General features: G+C 67.6%; 16 protein-coding genes. 9 read left to right on the forward strand and 7 right to left on the reverse strand.

Going from position 1 to position 17,347, the window contains the following annotated elements; all coding sequences use genetic code 11:
• Positions 1–34: 34 nt before the first annotated feature.
• Positions 35–2,065, reverse strand: coding sequence for an NADPH-dependent 2,4-dienoyl-CoA reductase (locus tag AB0L97_RS34330; RefSeq protein ID WP_364438025.1), 2,031 nt, complete (start codon positions 2,063–2,065; stop codon positions 35–37).
• A 213-nt stretch (positions 2,066–2,278) separates the two neighbouring features.
• A complete protein-coding gene (locus AB0L97_RS34335; RefSeq protein WP_364438028.1) occupies positions 2,279–3,442 on the reverse strand; it encodes an ROK family protein in 1,164 nt (387 codons plus the stop codon).
• Between the two features lie 81 nt (positions 3,443–3,523).
• Here AB0L97_RS34335 and AB0L97_RS34340 point away from each other — a divergent pair, with 81 nt between their 5' ends.
• From AB0L97_RS34340 to AB0L97_RS34355, 4 genes are read left to right on the forward strand one after another with little or no spacing between them, the layout of a single operon-like run.
• The gene (locus AB0L97_RS34340) at positions 3,524–4,834 is read left to right on the forward strand and encodes an extracellular solute-binding protein (RefSeq protein WP_364438031.1); all 1,311 of its coding nucleotides are present in this window, start codon (positions 3,524–3,526) and stop codon (positions 4,832–4,834) included.
• Positions 4,835–4,837: 3 nt separating this feature from the next.
• Positions 4,838–5,683, forward strand: a complete 846-nt coding sequence (locus AB0L97_RS34345) for a sugar ABC transporter permease (RefSeq protein ID WP_364438034.1) — start codon at positions 4,838–4,840, stop codon at positions 5,681–5,683.
• 43 nt (positions 5,684–5,726) lie between these two features.
• The gene (locus AB0L97_RS34350) at positions 5,727–6,596 is read left to right on the forward strand and encodes a carbohydrate ABC transporter permease (protein WP_364438037.1); all 870 of its coding nucleotides are present in this window, start codon (positions 5,727–5,729) and stop codon (positions 6,594–6,596) included.
• Positions 6,597–6,609: 13 nt separating this feature from the next.
• Complete coding sequence (locus AB0L97_RS34355; protein ID WP_355078383.1) at positions 6,610–7,698, forward strand: ABC transporter ATP-binding protein; 1,089 nt, start codon at positions 6,610–6,612, stop codon at positions 7,696–7,698.
• An 85-nt stretch (positions 7,699–7,783) separates the two neighbouring features.
• Here the strand turns inward: AB0L97_RS34355 and AB0L97_RS34360 are convergent, their stop codons facing one another.
• On the reverse strand, positions 7,784–8,599 hold the full coding sequence (locus AB0L97_RS34360; protein ID WP_364438041.1) for an NAD(P)H-binding protein: 816 nt from the start codon (positions 8,597–8,599) through the stop codon (positions 7,784–7,786).
• Between the two features lie 95 nt (positions 8,600–8,694).
• Positions 8,695–9,420, reverse strand: a complete 726-nt coding sequence (locus tag AB0L97_RS34365) for a TetR/AcrR family transcriptional regulator (protein WP_356968177.1) — start codon at positions 9,418–9,420, stop codon at positions 8,695–8,697.
• Between the two features lie 157 nt (positions 9,421–9,577).
• Here AB0L97_RS34365 and AB0L97_RS34370 point away from each other — a divergent pair, with 157 nt between their 5' ends.
• Complete coding sequence (locus tag AB0L97_RS34370; RefSeq protein WP_364438045.1) at positions 9,578–10,510, forward strand: hypothetical protein; 933 nt, start codon at positions 9,578–9,580, stop codon at positions 10,508–10,510.
• Between the two features lie 32 nt (positions 10,511–10,542).
• On the opposite strand, the gene AB0L97_RS34375 is transcribed toward AB0L97_RS34370, so the two are convergent.
• Positions 10,543–11,187: a GNAT family N-acetyltransferase gene (locus tag AB0L97_RS34375; RefSeq protein ID WP_364438048.1), complete on the reverse strand. Its 645-nt coding sequence runs from the start codon at positions 11,185–11,187 to the stop codon at positions 10,543–10,545.
• 29 nt (positions 11,188–11,216) lie between these two features.
• Positions 11,217–11,519 (reverse strand): nuclear transport factor 2 family protein, encoded by a 303-nt coding sequence (locus tag AB0L97_RS34380; RefSeq protein WP_364438051.1) that lies wholly within the window; start codon positions 11,517–11,519, stop codon positions 11,217–11,219.
• A 251-nt stretch (positions 11,520–11,770) separates the two neighbouring features.
• On the opposite strand from AB0L97_RS34380, the gene AB0L97_RS34385 reads away from it, so the two are divergent.
• The 4 genes from AB0L97_RS34385 (at position 11,771) to AB0L97_RS34400 (ending at position 15,491) form a co-directional block, all read left to right on the forward strand.
• Positions 11,771–12,979, forward strand: coding sequence for a hypothetical protein (locus AB0L97_RS34385; RefSeq protein ID WP_364438054.1), 1,209 nt, complete (start codon positions 11,771–11,773; stop codon positions 12,977–12,979).
• A 91-nt stretch (positions 12,980–13,070) separates the two neighbouring features.
• Positions 13,071–13,280: a helix-turn-helix transcriptional regulator gene (locus tag AB0L97_RS34390; RefSeq protein WP_364438057.1), complete on the forward strand. Its 210-nt coding sequence runs from the start codon at positions 13,071–13,073 to the stop codon at positions 13,278–13,280.
• 373 nt (positions 13,281–13,653) lie between these two features.
• Entirely contained in the window at positions 13,654–14,625 is a 972-nt protein-coding gene (locus tag AB0L97_RS34395) for an alpha/beta hydrolase family protein (RefSeq protein ID WP_355078378.1), read from the forward strand.
• A gap of 65 nt (positions 14,626–14,690) precedes the next feature.
• Complete coding sequence (locus AB0L97_RS34400) at positions 14,691–15,491, forward strand: aminoglycoside adenylyltransferase domain-containing protein (RefSeq protein ID WP_364438060.1); 801 nt, start codon at positions 14,691–14,693, stop codon at positions 15,489–15,491.
• Positions 15,492–15,558: 67 nt separating this feature from the next.
• Here the strand turns inward: AB0L97_RS34400 and AB0L97_RS34405 are convergent, their stop codons facing one another.
• Positions 15,559–17,295, reverse strand: a complete 1,737-nt coding sequence (locus tag AB0L97_RS34405) for a DUF3556 domain-containing protein (RefSeq protein ID WP_364438063.1) — start codon at positions 17,293–17,295, stop codon at positions 15,559–15,561.
• Positions 17,296–17,347 lie beyond the last annotated feature (52 nt).

Raw genomic sequence — 17,347 nt, forward strand, 5'->3', positions numbered from 1 at the left:
CGGCCCGGGGACCAGGTCCCCGGGCCGTCCGGGATCAGAGTTCGGCCGCGAGCTGGGTGCCCTGCTGGATGGCGCGCTTGGCGTCGAGCTCCTTCGCCTCGTCGGCGCCGCCGATGAGATGCACCCGCACACCTTGGGATTCGAGCTGGTCGTACAGGTCGCGCACCGATTCCTGGCCCGCGCACACCACCACGTTGTCCACTTCGATCACGCGCGGCGCCTGCCGCTGCGGACCGAAGCTGACGTGCAGTCCGCGATCGTCGATCCGTTCGTAGTTGACCCCGCCGATCTGCTGGACTCCGCGCGCGTCCAGCGCGGCGCGGTGGATCCAGCCGGTCGTCTTACCCAAGGTCAGTCCGAACGGCCCCGACTTGCGTTGCAGCAGGGTCACTTCCCGGGTCGCCCTGGCAGGCCGAGGGGTTCGCAACTGGCCGCGAGCGTGGATGTCGTCGGTGACACCCCACTCGTCGCGCCATTCGTCGAGCGCGAGGGGGCCTTGGTGGACCGCGGTCAAGAATTCGCCGACGTCGAACCCGATTCCGCCCGCACCGACGACGGCCACCCGGTTGCCCACGGGCTTCTCCTGCCGGATCAGTTCCGGATAGGACAGCACCATGGGGTGATCGATGCCGGGGATCGCGGGAATTCGAGGGCGCACGCCCGTGGCCAGCACCACCTCGTCCCAGCCACCCGCGGCGAGTTGTTCGGCGGTGGCCCGGGCATTCAGATGCACGGTGACGCCGGTGAGTTCGAGTTTGCGCCGGTAATACCGGATCGTCTCGTCGAACTCCTCCTTGCCGGGGATGCGGCGGGCGAGGTCGAATTGTCCGCCGATCCGGTCCTCGGCTTCGAACAGTTCCACCTGATGCCCGCGCTCGGCCAGGCCGATCGCGGCCGACAACCCGGCGGGACCGGCGCCGACGACGGCGACGCGCTTGGCCCGCCTGGTGGGCAGCAGTTGCAGCAGCGTCTCGTGGCACGCGCGGGGATTCACCAGGCAGGACACGGTCTGCCGGGTGAAGGTGTGGTCCAGGCAGGCCTGGTTGCATGCGATGCAGGTGTTGATCTCGTCCACCCGCGATCCGGCGGCCTTGTTCACCCATTCCGGATCGGCCAGCAGCGGGCGGGCCAGCGAGATGAGGTCCGCCTCGCCGCGCTCCAGGATCTGCTCGGCGACCTCGGGCATGTTGATCCGGTTCGACGCGCACACCGGAATCGAGACATGTTCCTTGAGCGCCGCGGTGTATCCGACGAACGCGGCACGTGGCACCGAGGTGACGATCGTCGGCACCCGCGACTCGTGCCAGCCGATATCGGTGTTGATGACGTCGACTCCGGCGGCTTCGAGTTCCTTCGCCAGGTCGATGATCTCGGCGTAGGTCTGCCCGTCCTCGACGAATTCGGCCAGCGACATCCGGAACATGATGAGCAGGTCGTCGCCGACGGCGGCCCTGGTCCGTGCGGCGACCTCGACCGGGAATCGCCGCCGGTTCGCCGCCGATCCGCCCCAGCGATCGGTCCGGGTGTTGGTGCGCGGCGCGAGGAACTGGTTGATCAGAAAGCCTTCGCCGCCCATGATCTCGACGCCGTCGTATCCGGCCAGCCGCGCCAACCGCGCGCAGCGCACGTGATCGGCGATCGTGGTCTCGATCTCCTGCTCGGTGAACGCCCGCGGTTCGAACGCGGTGAGCGGCGACGCCACCGCCGAGGGCGCCAGATTGGTGGGGATGTTCGAATCGCGCCCACCGTGCAGGATCTGCAGCGCGATCTTGCCTCCCGCTTCGTGAACGGCGTCGGTGATCACGCGGTGCCGCTCGGCGTCGGTCTCGTCCAGCATCGCGCACGCGAACGGCCACAGCCATCCGTCGCGGCTGGGGGAGTAGCCGCCGGTGACGATCAGCCCCACGCCGCCGCGTGCGCGTTCGGCGAAGAACGCGGCCAGCCGGTCGATGTGCCAGGCCCGATCTTCCAGCCCGGTGTGCATGGAGCCCATGACAACTCGGTTGCGGAGTTTCACCCTCCCCAGCTCGATCGGCGACAGCAAATGCGGAAAGGTGGAACTCATGGGATGAACCTAACGGTAGCTACCCACCTCCGCAATGGCTGGCGCGGCATGCCATCTGCGATGTACGGCCCGATACGGACAACCGGGTGTTCTGAGGGCGACAACCCGGCAATCTCCTACTCGACCGCCTTCGCCGCCACCGCGAACCGAGCGCCGGGCACGGCTTCGCTACTCGCCGTGCCGAGCGCATACGCCGGGAAGGCCCGCAGCGGATCACACCTCCTGTCGCGCGGCGACCATCGCGTCCACGGTCGCCGGGGACAACATCTCGTCCGCGACCAGACCCGCCAGCCCCACGAACGCGCCGTTCTCACCCAGCCGCGAGGGGCCGAGGTCGAGATCGCGCAACGCGCTCGGGTGCGCGTTCGACTCGACGCCGCGCCGCACCCCCTCGAGAAACGGCGGCAGCACCCCGATCGCCCCGCCGACGCGGACATGGGCCGGATTCACGATCGACACCATCGTCGCGAGCACGGTACCGACCAGGCGCCCGGCCCGCTCGGTCGAGCGAATCGCCTCGGGGCTGCCGTGGCCGACCAGCCGGACCACGTCGGCCGTCGTGCGTACGCCCAGTTCCCGGGCCAGCGCCTGCCCGCCCGCGCCCGCCGCCACACACCCACGGCGGCCGCAGCTGCAGAGCTGCCGACTGCCCTCGATCCGCAGGTGCCCGATCTCGCCCGCCGAGCCGCTCACGCCACGGTGCACGCGCCCGGAGATCACCACGCCCGCACCGATTCCGGTCCCCACCTTCACACCGACAAGGGTCGCGGCCGGACGGTCCAGCGCCCGGAAGTCGCCGAATGCCAGCGCATTCGCGTCGTTCTCCAGCAGCACCGGGACACCGAGCGCGTCGGCGAAAGGTTCGCGCAGCGCAGCGCCGTTCCAGTCCGGCATGGTCGGCGGCGCGACGGTCACTCCGCTGTCGTGGTCGATTTGGCCCGGCACCGACAGGCCGATCGCGCACAAGGTTTCGGCTCGCCCGGTCCGCCGCAACAGCTTCCTTCCCGTGTCGAGCAGCATCGGCACGACCTCGGTCGGACTGTGCCGCAGGGGCAACCGCCGGTGTTCTCTCGCGAACACCGTCCCGCGCAGGTCGACCACGGCCAGCGTGGCATGGCTCTGTCCGAGATCGGCGACGAGCGCGGTGCTTCCGGTGTCGTCGACCTCGAGCATTTCGGCGCGTCGTCCTCCGCTCGATTCCTTGTGCCCCGCGTGGCGGACGAGCCCGAGACCACGCAGCGCCTCCAGCCGCTCGGTCAGCGTCACCCGCGACAACCCCGCGAGTTCCTGCAGCTCGAGCCGGGTCAGCGGCCCCGTGGCGCGCAGCAGGGCGAGCACATGTCCTGGCGAAGTGGGGCTGGAGGGTGTCGCGGGCATATTGACAATATCTCTCAGCGCACTTATGTTAACCAACCTGACAAAAGTCTGAAACCCGTTGTGCCCTAACAGGAGCCATGCATGCTGGTATCCGGTTCGACGCGCAGATCCTTCCTGCGCGCGGTGGGCTCCGGCGCGGCGGCCCTGTCCGCCGCGGCCTGTACCGGATTCGCGACCAGCGGCAACGGCGGCATGATCTTCCTGTCCACCCAGTTCCGTCCCGCCGACGAGGCCGAGCGTTTCCGTACCCTGCTGGCCGCCGCCGCGCCCGGCGTCGGCTATGTGACCATCGAGGAGAGCCCGTTCGCGAGCCAGGTGCGCAGCCAGGTCGACGCCGGCGCGACCAAGATCGGTCTGCTCGGCGGTCTGCACGGCGACCTCGCCCCGCTCGCCGACGGCTACCTGGAAGACCTCACCGGTTTGCTCGCCGACTTCGGCGCCCGCGGCTGGTCGGCGGAATACCTGAAACTCGCGAAGGTCGGCACCGACCGTACGTGGTACATCCCATGGGCCACGGCGAGTTACGTCCTCGCCGCGCACGCGGACGCGCTCGAACACCTGCCGCCCGGAGTCGATGCCGCGTCGCTGACCTACGACCAGTTCCTCGACTGGGCCGTCGCCGCGCGCCGCGCCAATGGCAATCGCCCCGTGCTCGGCCTGCCCGCGGGCCCCAAGGGCCTGCTGCACCGGTTCGTCCAGGGCTTCCTGCTGCCCTCGTTCACCGGCGGCCAGATCACCACGTTCCGCTCGAACGAGGCCGTGACGGCCTGGCAGTACCTGCGTGAGCTGTGGGCCAACTGCGTCCAGTCGAGCACGAATTTCGACTTCATGCAGGAGCCGCTCGACAGCGGCGAGGCGCGGATGGCGTGGGACCACGTCGTGCGCTTGGTCCACGCGCCCGAGCGCGACCCGCGCGACTGGCGGATGCTTCCGGCGCCGCGGGGCGCACACGGCCTCGGCTATATGGCCGTGATCGCCGGGCTCGCGATCCCCAAGGGCAGTACGGACCCCGAATTCGCGCAGCGGACGATCAGCACGCTCACCCGCCCGGAAACCCAACTGCGGCTGCTTCGTTCCAACGGCTTCTTCCCGGCGGTCGACACGGCGATCCCCGCCGATCTGCCACCGGCTGTCCAGCTCGAGGCCGACGCGGTGCGCAAGCAGCAGGAGGCGCCCGGCGCCATTCTCTCGTTGCCGCCGGTGGGTCTGGGCCAGCGTGAAGGAGAGGTGAGCAAGGTCTTCAAAGACAGCTTCCGTTCGATCGTGCTCGACGGGGCGGATATCCGCTCCACGCTGGATCAGCAGGCCCGGGTGCTGCAAGGCATCCTCGACGAGCTGAAAGTGCCGTGCTGGGCGCCCGACCCGGCCGCACAGCTCTGCCGGGTGGGATGAGCCATGATGTCGCGTCTACGCTCCCCGTGGATCCTGCTGCTGCCGTCGATCGTCCTGATGTCGGCCCTGTTCGGCTGGCCGCTCGTGCACGCCGTGCTCGAGGCGTTCCGTGGCGGCGACGGATTCACCCTCGCCAACTGGGACCGGCTGTTCGACGATCCCTACGTCCTCCCCGCGCTGCGCAACACCCTCCTGCTGATCGCGATCGTCGTGCCGGTCCAACTGGTGCTCGCCGTCGCCATGGCGCTGCTCATGCAGGCCCGGCCGCGGTTCGCCGGCGGCCACTTCTACCTGTGGTGCCTGCCGCTGGCGATCTCCGAACTGGCCGCGGGCCTGGTATGGCTGTCCATCTTCGACAACCGCGGCTACCTGAACTCGCTGCTGGTCGGCATCGGGCTCTCCGACGACGGCGTGCAGTGGCTCGGCTACCGGAACGCGGGCACCATGCTGCTCGCCGTGGTGGTCGCCGAGATCTGGCGCGCGACGTCACTGGTGTTCGTCATCGTGGTGGCGGGCGTGCAGATGATCCCGCGCGACTACGACGAGGCCGCGCAGGTGTTCGGAGCGAACCTGTGGCAGCGGCTGCGGCATGTGACGCTGCCGCTGCTGGGTCCGAGCTTGCAAGTGGCGCTGATCTTGCGGACCATCCTCGCGCTGCAGGCTTTCGCCGTGGCGCAGGCATTGACCGGCCGGGACTTTCCGCTGCTGGTCGGCGAGACCTACGAGTGGTACGCGAATCTGCAGAATCCCGCGGTCGCCAGCGCTGTCTCGCTGATCGTGCTGGCGATCTCGCTCGCTACCGCGGTGTTCTACCTGCGTGCGGTCCGGCAGCCGGAGCAGGCCCGATGAGTCGTGATCATGCGGCAGAGGGCCGAAGGAGGCGAGGAGCGCGATGAACTCGGCCGAGGCGCCGTCGCGGCGCGTGCTGCCACCGATCGACCGCGCACCCCTGCGCAGGCGCCGCCTGCGCGCGGTGGGGGTGCAGGCGGCCTGCACTGCTGTAAGCCTGTTCATGGCGCTGCCGATCGTGCTCATCGGACTCGCCGCGTTGTCCTCCCGCGAGGCGCTCAACGAGTTCCCGAAGTCGCTCGTCCCGAAGGAGTTCTCCACCGAGACCCTGGTCTCGTTCTTCCGCGCGACCGGGACCCTTGCCGCACTGGGCAACTCGGTGCTGGTCGGCCTCTACACGGTGTTCTGGTCGCTGGTGATCGGGGCGCCCGCGGGATACGCGCTGGCCCGTCATGCTTTTCGCGGCAAAGACACCTACCAGGTCTTCATTCTCTTCGTGCGCGCGCTGCCGATCGTGGTGCTCTCGGTGCCGCTGGCCACGGTGTTCCTGCGGATCGATGTGTACGACACGGTGTTCGCCGTGACATTGGTGCACACCACGCTCGCATTGCCGACCACCGTGCTCATCACGGCGAGCATCTTCGTCGCGGTGCCGCCGGATCTGGAGGAGGCGGCCCGGGTCTTCGGGTGCAGTCGATGGCAGGCCGCGCGCCGGGTCGTGGTGCCGCTCGCGCTGCCGGGTCTGGCGGCGTCATCGATCTTCACATTCGTCCTGTCGTGGAACGAGATCCTCGGCGCGACGATCGTGACGCTCGGGCACCGCACGCTGCCCGCGCAGGTGCTCACGGCGCTGGGTGAGGCGTCGACCGCGTACCGCTTCGCCGGTGGCTTCGCGCTGATCATCCCGGCGCTGGTGTTCATCTTCGTGATGCGGCGCTACCTGGTGAACATGTGGGGGACGACGCTCAGATGACAGGGGTTCGCTGATGGCCGAGGTGATTGTCCGGGATCTGGTGAAGACCTATCCCGGCGGCACGGCGCGTGCTACCGACGAGGTCTCGCTGGAGATCGCCGACGGCGAGTTCATGGTGCTGTTGGGGCCTTCCGGCTGCGGCAAGACGACCTTGCTGCGCATGATCGCCGGGTTGGAGCTGCCGGACTCGGGGCAGATCGTGATCGGCGGCAAGGACGTCACCTACCTCGAACCGCGGCGGCGCAACCTGTCGATGGTCTTCCAGTCCTACGCGGTCTTCCCCAACAAGAAGGTCGCCGACAATATCGGCTTCGGCCTGCGCGTGCACGGTGTGCCCGCCGAGGAGATCCGGCGCAAAGTCGCCTGGGCCGCCGAACTGCTGCAACTCACCCCGTACCTGGACCGCTACCCGGCGCGGCTGTCCGGCGGGCAGCGCCAGCGTGTCGCGGTGGCGCGGGCCATCGTGATGGACGCCGACGTGCTGCTCATGGACGAGCCGCTGTCCAACCTGGACGCGCTGCTGCGGCTGTCGTTCCGAGCCGAGCTGAAACGACTCGTCGCGGAACTCGGCACCACGACCGTCTACGTCACCCATGACCAGGTCGAGGCGCTGTCGCTGGGCAACCGTGTCGCCGTGATGCGAGACGGATCGATCGTCCAGTGCGGCCCACCGACCGAGGTCTACGACGACCCGGCGACGGAATTCGTCGGCGGTTTCCTCGGCAGCCCGCCGATGAACTTCCTCACCGGCGTGGTCTCCGCGGCGGAGGACGGGCCGCGGATCGACCTGGGCGGGCAATCGCTCGCCGTGCCCGCGGCGCTGTCGTCGTTCGAGGGCGGCGCCCTCCGGCTCGGTATCCGCCCCGAGGCCATCGTGGTGCGCGAAGGCCCCGCGGACGCGACGGTGCGTGGTGAACTCGAAGTGCTGGAGCCACTGGGCTCCTCGACCCTGCTCACCACCCGCGTCGGCGGTCAGACCGTGAAAGTCCAAGCGCCGCCGAGCTTCCGTGCGGCCGAGGGCGACCCCTCCGATCTCTACCTGCCACCCGAAGCGTGCCGTTGGTACGACCCGGAAACCGGAATGCTGCTGAACCTCGACTGATCCGCCACGGGGCGACTGCGGCACGGAGCCGCCGCGCCCGGTCGCGGCTGGTACCTTCGATCGGCGGTAATCCCGCGCGGATGAATCACCGGAAGGCGTCCGCGTGGGCCGTGGCCCACTGACCGAACGTCCGTGGCGCGCGGCCGACGACCTCTTCTACCGTCGGTCGGACAATGGATTCGTCGATGGCTCCGTTCACGTAGAAGTCGAAGAAGGCGTCCACGTACTCGACGGGGGTGGTGCGGAGCATGTCGGCGCGGGCCTCCTCGTCGCCGAGGCCCTGACAGATGAGATCGCGGCCGATGGCCTCGGCCAGGATCGCGACCTGCTCGGCGGGCGTGAGCGGCTCCGGCCCCGTAGGCCAGAGGATTTCGCCGTGATGACTGTTGCCCCGCAGGACGGTGGCGGCTACCGCGCCGATGTCCTGCGGATCCAGAGCGGCCGTGCGCACCTCGGGGAACGGAGCGCGAATCACGTCTCCTTCGCGAAGCTGGGGGAGCCAGCTCAGGGCGTTGGAGGCGAAGGCGCAGGGGCGCAGAATGGTCCATGCCGCAGCGTGTTCGGTGACTTCCCGCTCGGAGGCCATCATATAGCGGGTGATGGCATTGGAGGTGTCGCCGGTGCCCGCGGAAACACCCGACAGTTGCACGATGTGTTCGACGCCGGCCTTAGCGGCCGCCTGCGCGACCGCTGGATAACCGGGCAGCAGGAACAACGCACGTACCCCGTCGAAACTCAGGGTCTCCGGAGACGTGAGGTCGCCCGCCACGGCTTCCGCTTCCGGGGGTACGACTGCACGCTGCGGATCGCGCACCAGCGCGCGCACCGGCTCGCCCGCCGCGGCCAGGGCTTGCACAACTTCAGCGCCGACATTGCCGGTCGCTCCTGTCACGAGAATCATTGCGCTGATCCTTCCAGTTCCCAACGTTTTTCGCGGGACCGTTGCAGGTACCTGCAACGCACTGCGCAACCTTTGCCCTCCATCCGGCGGGAGGATCACGCTGTGAGATGTACGCCTATGCCGTCGAGGAGTCTGCCGAGCCCGAATTCGAACAAGCCCTCGGCGACGGCATCGATGTCGTGGTTCTCCGGAGGACCGGCACTGAACATGGCCAGCGTGGCCGGATAGCGCTCGGGCTGCCCGTACCGCTGGATCATCGCCGGATCGAGGGTCGGACCGACGTGCCCGGCCGAGTCGCGCCCCTGGGCCGGATCGATCGCCAGCCGGGCGGCGCCGCCGACGAAAGCGGTGACGCACAAAACGATTTCGGCGACGCCGCGGGGTGGGAGACCGGCCGCGATGAGCGCACCCATCGCGGCCTCACCCCACGCGGCCTCGTTCGGTCCCATGCAGCGATTGCTCGCGCCCACCGCCAGCACCCACGGGTGACGAAGGTACAGCTCCCGGGTACAGCGCGCCCACAGCTCGAGCGCGGCACGCCAGTCGCCTTGCGGAAGATCGGGCGGTTCCGACATGGTCGCGTCGAACATCAGGGCGACGAGTTCGTCCTTGCCCGGCACATATCGATACAGCGACATGGTCGCCGCGCCCAACTCTTTGGCGACCCGCTGCATGGACAGTGCGCCGATGCCTTCCTCATCCGCGATGGCCACCGCCTCTCCGACGATCCGGTCCAGGCTCAGTGCCGGCCGGGGGCCACGGCCGGACCGCCGGCCGCCGGTCCATAGCAGCTGTGCCACACGCGGCAGTTCATCGGTCATGTTCGCTCCTCGCGATCATACTGCGTATGGCCTACGCGTTGCGTATAGGCTACGCAGTACTTTGTCGTCTCCGATGTCCGGGGTGGTTGACCATGGCAGCACCTGCCAGACATGCGTATCCGCGTGCGGAAATCGTCTCGGCCGGCAGGCGCCGGGCATGAGCCTGGCCGGACTGGGGCTGACCACGGAGCAGGAGCGCGTCTACCGAGAACTGCTGCGCACCCGTCCCGGCATCGCCTCGCATGCGGGCGGCGCGGGCCGGGGCGATGCCGGCGCGGGGAGCGTGCTCACCGAACTGCGCGTCCTCGGTCTGGTGGATGAGAACCTGACCGCGGTGCCGCCGGCGGCCGCGGTGGATCTGCTGGTGCGGCGGCGGATCACCGAGGCGCAGCAGCAGTTCGAAGGCCTTGCTGCCGCCTGGGAGGCGTTGCGAGAATTGACCGAGGAGCAACGCACCGGCCGACCGGCAGGGCTGCTCGAGCAACTGTCGAACGGGCCGGAGACAGCGCGGCGCATCGGCGCATTGCTGACGGATCACCCTGGTGAGTTCGCGGCGTTGCGGACCGATGCGCTGTACGACGAATCCCGGCACCCCCATGTCCGGCACGGGCGCCTGCTGATGGCGGGGCTGCGCAGCCGCACCCTGTTTCCCGTACACACACTGGAGGATCCCCGGCAGGTCGCCCACGCAAGCCGTCTCCATGCGTTCGGCGAGCTGCATCGGGTGACGACCGAAGCGGTCTGGCCGCTGACCCTCGTCAACCGGTCGGTTGCCTTCGTGCCCGCCGATCTGTCCGATCCGGAGGCGGGTGTGCTCCAGATCCGGCGTACCGGGGTGGTCCGGATACTGGCGGAGGTCTTCGACGGCATCTGGAACCGCGCACGCGACCTGGACGAACTTCCGGTCTCACCCGTCGAGCAGCGGGTCTTGCGCGCGCTTACCCGCTACGACACCGACGACTCGGCGGCACGTGCGCTGAATGTCTCGGTGCGCAAGTTCCGCGGTCATGTCGCCGACCTGATGGACCGGCTGGGCGCACGCACCCGATTCCAGGCCGCCCTGCTGGCCAAGGAACGCAACTGGCTCTGACCGGCTGCGAGCTGTCCGGAATTCGCGGGCTCCTAGGTGCGCTCACCCGGGCGGACCATGGTCAACTGATGAACCCGCCTGCTCTCATATCGCATTCCGGGAATCACCGGGGTCGAGCCGATCGGAGTGAACCCCATGCGGGTGAAAAACCTCACCGCTCGGATGTTCTCGACTTGCGTCTGCAGATGGCAGCCGACGCCGTTCTCGTCCAGCCGGGCGAACCACCGGTTCATGAGGGCGGCGGCGGCTCCGGTTCCGCGCGCATCGGCGGCCACGGCGATATGCAGGTGTGCGGGCCAGCGCACGTCCTGGAAGTCACCCGCCGTGGGCCGGCGTCGGATCGCGGCCACGAGGGTGTCGACCATGGCGACGCCGAAGAACCTGGCCGGCGTCGGGCGCAGGAACAATCGGTAGGCGCGGATCGCCCGCTCGATCCGCTCGGACTCACTGGGAAACCTCCAGCTGTCCGCGCAGCCCGTCAGATATCCGACCAGCTTGCCGTTCACGACCGCCACGAACACCGACTCGGGCTCCAGATCCAGATATGGATCGAGGTAGATCGACGCCTCGGATTCCCGATCACCCCACAGCGAGGCGACGGGTGAGCCCGCACTCGCCCGAGCGAACAACTCCCGCAACTCCGGTCGGTCGGCGGTTTCGAATCGGCGAATCTCCACGGCGGTCCGTCTTGTCGGTTCCGCGGCGATCACAGGGCCCGGCGGAAGTGCGCGGCGACGGTGTCGACCGCGACGGTGACCTGCGGCTCCTGGTCATAGAAGTCGAACTGGGCGTTGCCGAGCAGATGCTGGGTCGCCGCGAAACCACCGACCGTCTCCTGCCAGGCGGCCACGATCTGTGTCGGAGCGAGCACGACCGGCTCGCCGCCGTCGAGGCTCGTGTAATCCAGCGTCACGTTGTCGGCGAACACGGCCGCGAGGTTGTCCCACTCGCGGAGATCGGCGTACCCCGCCATGCGCGTACAGGTGTCGATGACATCAAGGCGATCCATGTGGCACAGAATGGCTTTCAGCGCCCTGCTCGCGAAAGAGCAGAAGTTGCGCACTGCGCTGCAGGAACCTGCGGATCCATGAGATCCGGCGCCAAGCCGACTGATGCAGCGGAGCACGAGCAACGCTCGCGTGCGGTAGGTCGCAGTTCGCGGCCGACTACGCTGTGGAACGAACGATGAGGCAAAGCGCCGGAACTGATGGACTGCTATATAGGTTTCAGACGAACACGAAGGCGCCGTGAGGAGGACCGATGGATGCCGAACGCACCGGCAGCAAGGTCGTTGACCCCGGCCGCTTCGATCCGGACACACCGAAGCGAGGGACCTCCCAGCACCCCGATCGGCGGGTGCCGGCGCGTGTCCACCGCTCCATCTTGCGCGAACGCGTAGTGCCGCTGCTGGCAACAATAGTGGGATTGGCAGCCGTGCTGGCTGTGGCGATAGCAGGTACCGCAGCCCTGCTGATCGGATATGGCTATTTCGAACAAGGACGCGACCAGGCCGAGCGTGACAGCTGGTCACGCAAGATCGAGACTGCCATCCGGGCCCTTCCGGGGGTGACCGACGTGTCACACCGGTTCGAGCACTACAAGGGCAGACACTTCAACGCCGAACTCGACGTGCGGCTCAGGGACGACGCCACACCGGCCGAGGCCGCGTCTGTGGTGAGTGCCATGGGCGCTCAACAGCTTCCGCGGCGTTTCCAAGGCGACCCGACAGAGGTCACCATCGGCCGGATGGCGGACACCTATTCCGCATACTGGCTTTTCGGCCGGGACGTGAGCACTGAAGCGAACGCCGCAGACAGCTGGGCGCGACTATGGGCCGCAGGCACCGAAGTGCACTGGTCCTCGCGCGGCGGCGACGCGAGCCGCATAACCAACGCCATCGACGTCCGAGCGGGCTCCGAGAGCGAACCTCACCGCGCGACCGCGGCGATGCGCCGAATCATCCGGGACTTCCCCGAACTGGCATCCAACCAGTGGACCGTATCCACCGTTCATGAGCGGGAGCGCGGGTTCACCAATCACTCGGAACGGCGCCCCGGGTCGTATCCCTGGCCCCATGATCGCCTCACCCCCCACCAAGAGCCCACCCCTCGCTTCCCGTCCGATGACGAACTCGACCTGTGGCAGTGGTTCCTGACCGATCAACCCATCCCGTTCTTCGTTCTGGTGTCGGTCTACGACCCGCCCTCCGAAGGCCGCGCACTGGGCGTCACCGTAGTCCCCCCGGTGGGTACGGAATTCAGCGCCGCGCAGACCACACAACTCGCCGATCTGCATCTTCCCTACCTGGCAGGCTCCGGCGCGGCGGTCGACTACACGATCTACACACCCAACGGCCCCGTCCACTCCTACGGCCCCTTTTTCGAGGTCGTGGTCGGCGGCTGCCAGACACCCGGGTACAACGTCTTACCGGAGTCGCAGCCCTACGTGCGTCAGTACGAACGCTGCTAGGCGTCGCCGCATGGCGGCGAGGTGAGTTGGATTCCGCCCAATAGCTATTGCGGCAAGCACTGCGCGGGCCGCTGATACCGCGCTCACATCGGTGCAGTCGGCGAAGCTGACCACACGTGAACGGCAGGTCGCCGGTTTGGTTGCGCAGGGACTCGGCAACAAGCAGATCGCAGCCGAATCGGTGATTTCGCCACGCACCGCGCAAGGACACGTCGAACGCGTGTTGACCAAACCGGGGTTCAATTCCCGCGCTCAGATTGCGGTGTGGGTCATAGACGAATCCCGGCAAGAAAAGTCGTGAGCAAGCCTCGGTTTCGTCGCCACTCGATACCGGGGATGTCAGCCCGTAGGGCAGAGGAACTCACGAATTCGCGACGAATGTATCGCGTCCCTAAGGAGATCTTGATCTCTTCGTGAGGTGTCCAGACCCATCGGACGGGGGAAGTGCACCGCCTTGTCGAGTTCTAGCGTTGACAAAGTTTCCGCGCCCGTCGAGCAGCTGCGACGGCGCCGGTCGACGAACGCCACGGTCCGGTCTCGGAGAAAGACGAACGATGAAACGAAGTTCCGACGTCGACACCGGTCTCCCGACCACACCTGCCGCCGATTCGGGCAGCGTGCGGAGGAGAATCGAAACAGTCCGGCGCTGTTCGAGGCACGCGCTCATCGTGCTCATGGCGGTGTTCGCCGTGACCGCGGGAGTGGTCGCGGCATCGCCACCCGCGAGCGCCGATGCCGCGTCGATCACCGGTTCCTGGCCGGAGGACGATCGGACCGTGCAGGTGCGGGTGCATTCCGCGGCGATGGGGCAGGACATCATGGTGAAGGTGCTGCGCCCGGCGGACCGTTCGGTGCCGCGGCCGACGTTGTATCTGTTGAACGGTGGCGGCGGGGGTCAGGACAGCGCGACCTGGCAGAAGAACACCGACGTGCTGCGCTTTCTCGCCGAGAAAGACGTGAACGTCGTCCAGCCGGTGGGCGGGCGTTGGAGCTATTACACCGATTGGCGCGCGCCCGATCCGAAACTCGGTGTGTACAAGTGGAAGACCTTCCTCACCGAAGAGTTGCCACCGCTGATCGATGCCGAATTCGGCACTACCGGGGTGAACGCCGTCGCGGGCTTGTCCACCTCCGGTACCTCTGTGCTCCAGCTGCCGATCGCGAAACCCGGTCTGTATCAGGCGGTTGCGGCTTACAGCGGTTGCGCGCAGATCAGCGACCCGATCGGCCGCGAGTTCGTGAAACTCGCCGTGGAGAGCTGGGGCGGCGGCGACACCGAGAACATGTACGGGCCGCCCGACGACCCGATGTGGGCGGCCAACGACCCGTACCTACACGCCGACCAACTGCGCGGCATACGGCTGTTCCTGTCCACAGGAACCGGAGTGCCTGGCATGTACGACGTCTACAACGGCGCCTACGCTCAGCCCGGACCGCGCGGCTACCTCAACCAACTGGTGCTGGGCGGTGTGATCGAGGCCGCGGTGAACTGGTGCACGCACAACATGCGCGACCGCCTCGACTCCCTCGGCATCCCCGCCACCTACGACTTCCAGCCCACCGGGACCCATTCGTGGGGGTACTGGCAGGAAGCGCTGAAGAATTCGTGGCCCGTGTTGGCCGACGGACTGGGGCTGCCGCGCTGAGCCGAAGGCCGCGTGGGCTCCGGGCGATCCGAGCCCCGAGGCGGCCTTGGCGGATACTGGCCCGCATGACCGACATCCTGGCGGATCCCCACCTCCTCCCGGCTGAGTTGCGGCCTTACCTCGATGCGCTGGTGCGACGAGCCCGCACCGTCTGCGGGCGTCATCTGACGAGTGTTTTCGCCGTGGGATCGGTCGCGCTCGCGGACTATCGGCACGGGCGCAGCGACGTGGACGTGGTCATCGTCGCCGCGCCGTCGCTTCCCGCGCAGGCATTGCGCGAACTGGCCGAATCGTTCGCGCACTCGTCGCTGCCGTGCCCCGCGGCCGGTCTGGAACTCGTGGTCTACAACTCGGATTTCATCGCCGCACCGTCCAGCGCGGCCGGTTATCTCATGGACCTCAACACCGGTCCCCTGTTGCCGAACCGCGTCAGCTTCGATCCGGCGGACTCATCGGCCTTCTGGTACGTCATCGATCGCTCCATCGCCCACGAAACCGGACGCCTCCTGTACGGGACTCCCGTGCGGCAGGTCGTCGCGGCACCGTCACGGCGCGACGTTCATGCCGCGCTGCTGGCTTCGGTACGCGAACACGCTGGGGGAGAGGGTCATCTGGGTGACAACCGAGTGCTGAACGGCTGTCGAGCAGTAGCGTTATGTCGCACCGGTCGCTGGCTGGCCAAACGCGAAGCGGCACAGATGATCGCGAAGTCCGAAGAACACTTCGCCCCCCTCATCGACACAGCGCTGCGCAGCTTCGAGCACCCCCGCACGGCCGCACTCGCACTGCCCACCACCGACGTGCGAGCCTTTCTGGCGTGGGTGGGGGACCGTGTCGAAGAAGCCGCGACTCGAACGCCATGCTGATACGTAGATATGCGCATCTGAACAGATCGCTAAACGCGACTCCGACTCTCGTGGAAAGGCGGACGCGCTAACTCTCTGCGCTCGCGGTGTAGTGCACCCGCACCGGGACGTCGTCGGCCCAGGGCTGGCGGGTCACCATGTCGGCGACGCGCACTTCGCCGCGTTCGAACTCGCCCGTGGCCGCGTCGACGAGGCGGTATTGCTGGGTCTGCCGGTGGATCGGCTGGGCGTCGAGGAGGACGACGCGTACTTCGCCGGGTTCGAAGTGGCAGCGGCGGTGCATCGCGGCGAGGAGTTGTTCGTTGTGCATGTGGCCGTCGCCGAAGTTCCAGCCGACGGCGGTGCTGCAGATGCGTTCGCCGTCGGTGATGGTGTACTCGTCTTCGTGGCCGGGTGGCATGGCGCGGTGGACGAGCGTGAACAACGCGCGGCCGTGGGTGTTCATGGCCCGGAAGGCGTACCCGAGGTACATCGGGATCTGCGCGCGATCCTTGCCGTAGAACCGCTCCAGCTGGGCCTGCGGCATGCCGGCTATCGCGACGATGCCGGTGCCGATCTTCGCGGCGGCCGAGGGTTTGACGCACCACATGGTGGTGTCCCAGTTCCCAGCGTAGTAACGCATGCCCGGTAAAAAGGAGATCTTGCGCGGGAACAGATTCCCGGCGATCACGATGCCTGCGATCACGACGAAGAGCATCGCCACGGGCACGGGGTTGCGCACACTGCTCGGACCGAGATCGGCGTGCGCGACGAACAACGTGACAACGCCGAAGATCATGAAGACGTTCCACTCCAGCGGAACGCCCATGGGAATTGCGGTGAGGATCGCCAGGTGGAAACACACCATCGCGATCGCCGCGATCGCCGTCGGCCAACCGCCGTGGGAGAAGAACAGCACCAGCGGAACGCACATCTCGACGACCGTGCCGCCGTGGGCGAAGACGCGGGACAACCGTCCCGGCCGCAGATCGTCGGGGAAGCGTTCGAAGAACGCGCGCTTGAGCGGCTTCGGCCGGAACACCGGACTGTTGGACATCATCGTGGACACCACGAAAGGGAAGTGCTTGTTGAGTTTCGAGGTGGCCGCGCCCATCCAGATCACGACGAAGACCACCTTCGCGGCGACGATCGAATCGGCTCCGGGGAGAAGGAAGACGACTGTGAGGGTGGCGTACACCTCGCCCCGGGCGGCCAGGAAGATCACTTTGTCCCGCAGCCCGAGTACCGCCAGCAGCCCGAGGATCACCGCCACCTGCCAGTGCGGCAGCAAACCGACGGTGGTGTCCAGCTCCGGTATCGGTCCGGTTCCGTCGGACAGCAACGCGACCGCTGTCGTCGCCAGCAGCGCCGCGTACAGCGCGACGTCCACCGGCGTGCGGTTGTCGCCCTTGGTGAGCGGTATCCGCCCCGGCCACGGTGGCAGCCGAATCGTGTTGGGGCGCAACCAATACAGGATCGAGCCGAAGGGCGGGAAGTACCGGTTGTTCAGCGGGCCGAACCCGCACCCGAGGCCGACCACTTCGAACAGCAGCGTGTACAGCACGAATTTTTGGAAGACGATCGGCTCCGACCACCAGGCGCCGACGTCGGTGAACCCGTCGATACCGTTGGTGGTCAGCGCGATCGACCAGCCACCGAGCACGTAGAGGCAGATCTTGCCGACGTAGAACAGGTGCAGCACCGCCGGAGTCCCGAAGCCGACCTCGGCCCAGTGCCGGGCCATGGGACGGATGCGCTCGGCGCGCGTGCCCTTGCTCCATTCCGCCATATCGACCACCGGCAGGTCGGGCTCGAGAAATCCCATCAAGCACGCTCCGATCGCGAACGCCCGGGGCGCGGTCCGGACCCCGAGGTTC

It is taken from the genome of Nocardia sp. NPDC051911 (assembly GCF_040681035.1).
Taxonomy (GTDB): Bacteria; Actinomycetota; Actinomycetes; order Mycobacteriales; family Mycobacteriaceae; genus Nocardia; species Nocardia sichangensis.

What these genes read in the sequence shown, in the direction of transcription:
- AB0L97_RS34330 (WP_364438025.1), bottom strand. Translation starts at nt 2,065, where the DNA reads ATGAGTTCCACCTTTCCGCATTTGCTGTCGCCGATCGAGCTGGGGAGG.
- AB0L97_RS34335 (WP_364438028.1), bottom strand. Translation starts at nt 3,442, where the DNA reads ATGCCCGCGACACCCTCCAGCCCCACTTCGCCAGGACATGTGCTCGCC.
- AB0L97_RS34340 (WP_364438031.1), top strand. Translation starts at nt 3,524, where the DNA reads ATGCTGGTATCCGGTTCGACGCGCAGATCCTTCCTGCGCGCGGTGGGC.
- AB0L97_RS34345 (WP_364438034.1), top strand. Translation starts at nt 4,838, where the DNA reads ATGATGTCGCGTCTACGCTCCCCGTGGATCCTGCTGCTGCCGTCGATC.
- AB0L97_RS34350 (WP_364438037.1), top strand. Translation starts at nt 5,727, where the DNA reads ATGAACTCGGCCGAGGCGCCGTCGCGGCGCGTGCTGCCACCGATCGAC.
- AB0L97_RS34355 (WP_355078383.1), top strand. Translation starts at nt 6,610, where the DNA reads ATGGCCGAGGTGATTGTCCGGGATCTGGTGAAGACCTATCCCGGCGGC.
- AB0L97_RS34360 (WP_364438041.1), bottom strand. Translation starts at nt 8,599, where the DNA reads ATGATTCTCGTGACAGGAGCGACCGGCAATGTCGGCGCTGAAGTTGTG.
- AB0L97_RS34365 (WP_356968177.1), bottom strand. Translation starts at nt 9,420, where the DNA reads ATGACCGATGAACTGCCGCGTGTGGCACAGCTGCTATGGACCGGCGGC.
- AB0L97_RS34370 (WP_364438045.1), top strand. Translation starts at nt 9,578, where the DNA reads ATGAGCCTGGCCGGACTGGGGCTGACCACGGAGCAGGAGCGCGTCTAC.
- AB0L97_RS34380 (WP_364438051.1), bottom strand. Translation starts at nt 11,519, where the DNA reads ATGGATCGCCTTGATGTCATCGACACCTGTACGCGCATGGCGGGGTAC.
- AB0L97_RS34385 (WP_364438054.1), top strand. Translation starts at nt 11,771, where the DNA reads ATGGATGCCGAACGCACCGGCAGCAAGGTCGTTGACCCCGGCCGCTTC.
- AB0L97_RS34395 (WP_355078378.1), top strand. Translation starts at nt 13,654, where the DNA reads ATGGCGGTGTTCGCCGTGACCGCGGGAGTGGTCGCGGCATCGCCACCC.
- AB0L97_RS34400 (WP_364438060.1), top strand. Translation starts at nt 14,691, where the DNA reads ATGACCGACATCCTGGCGGATCCCCACCTCCTCCCGGCTGAGTTGCGG.
- AB0L97_RS34405 (WP_364438063.1), bottom strand. Translation starts at nt 17,295, where the DNA reads ATGGGATTTCTCGAGCCCGACCTGCCGGTGGTCGATATGGCGGAATGG.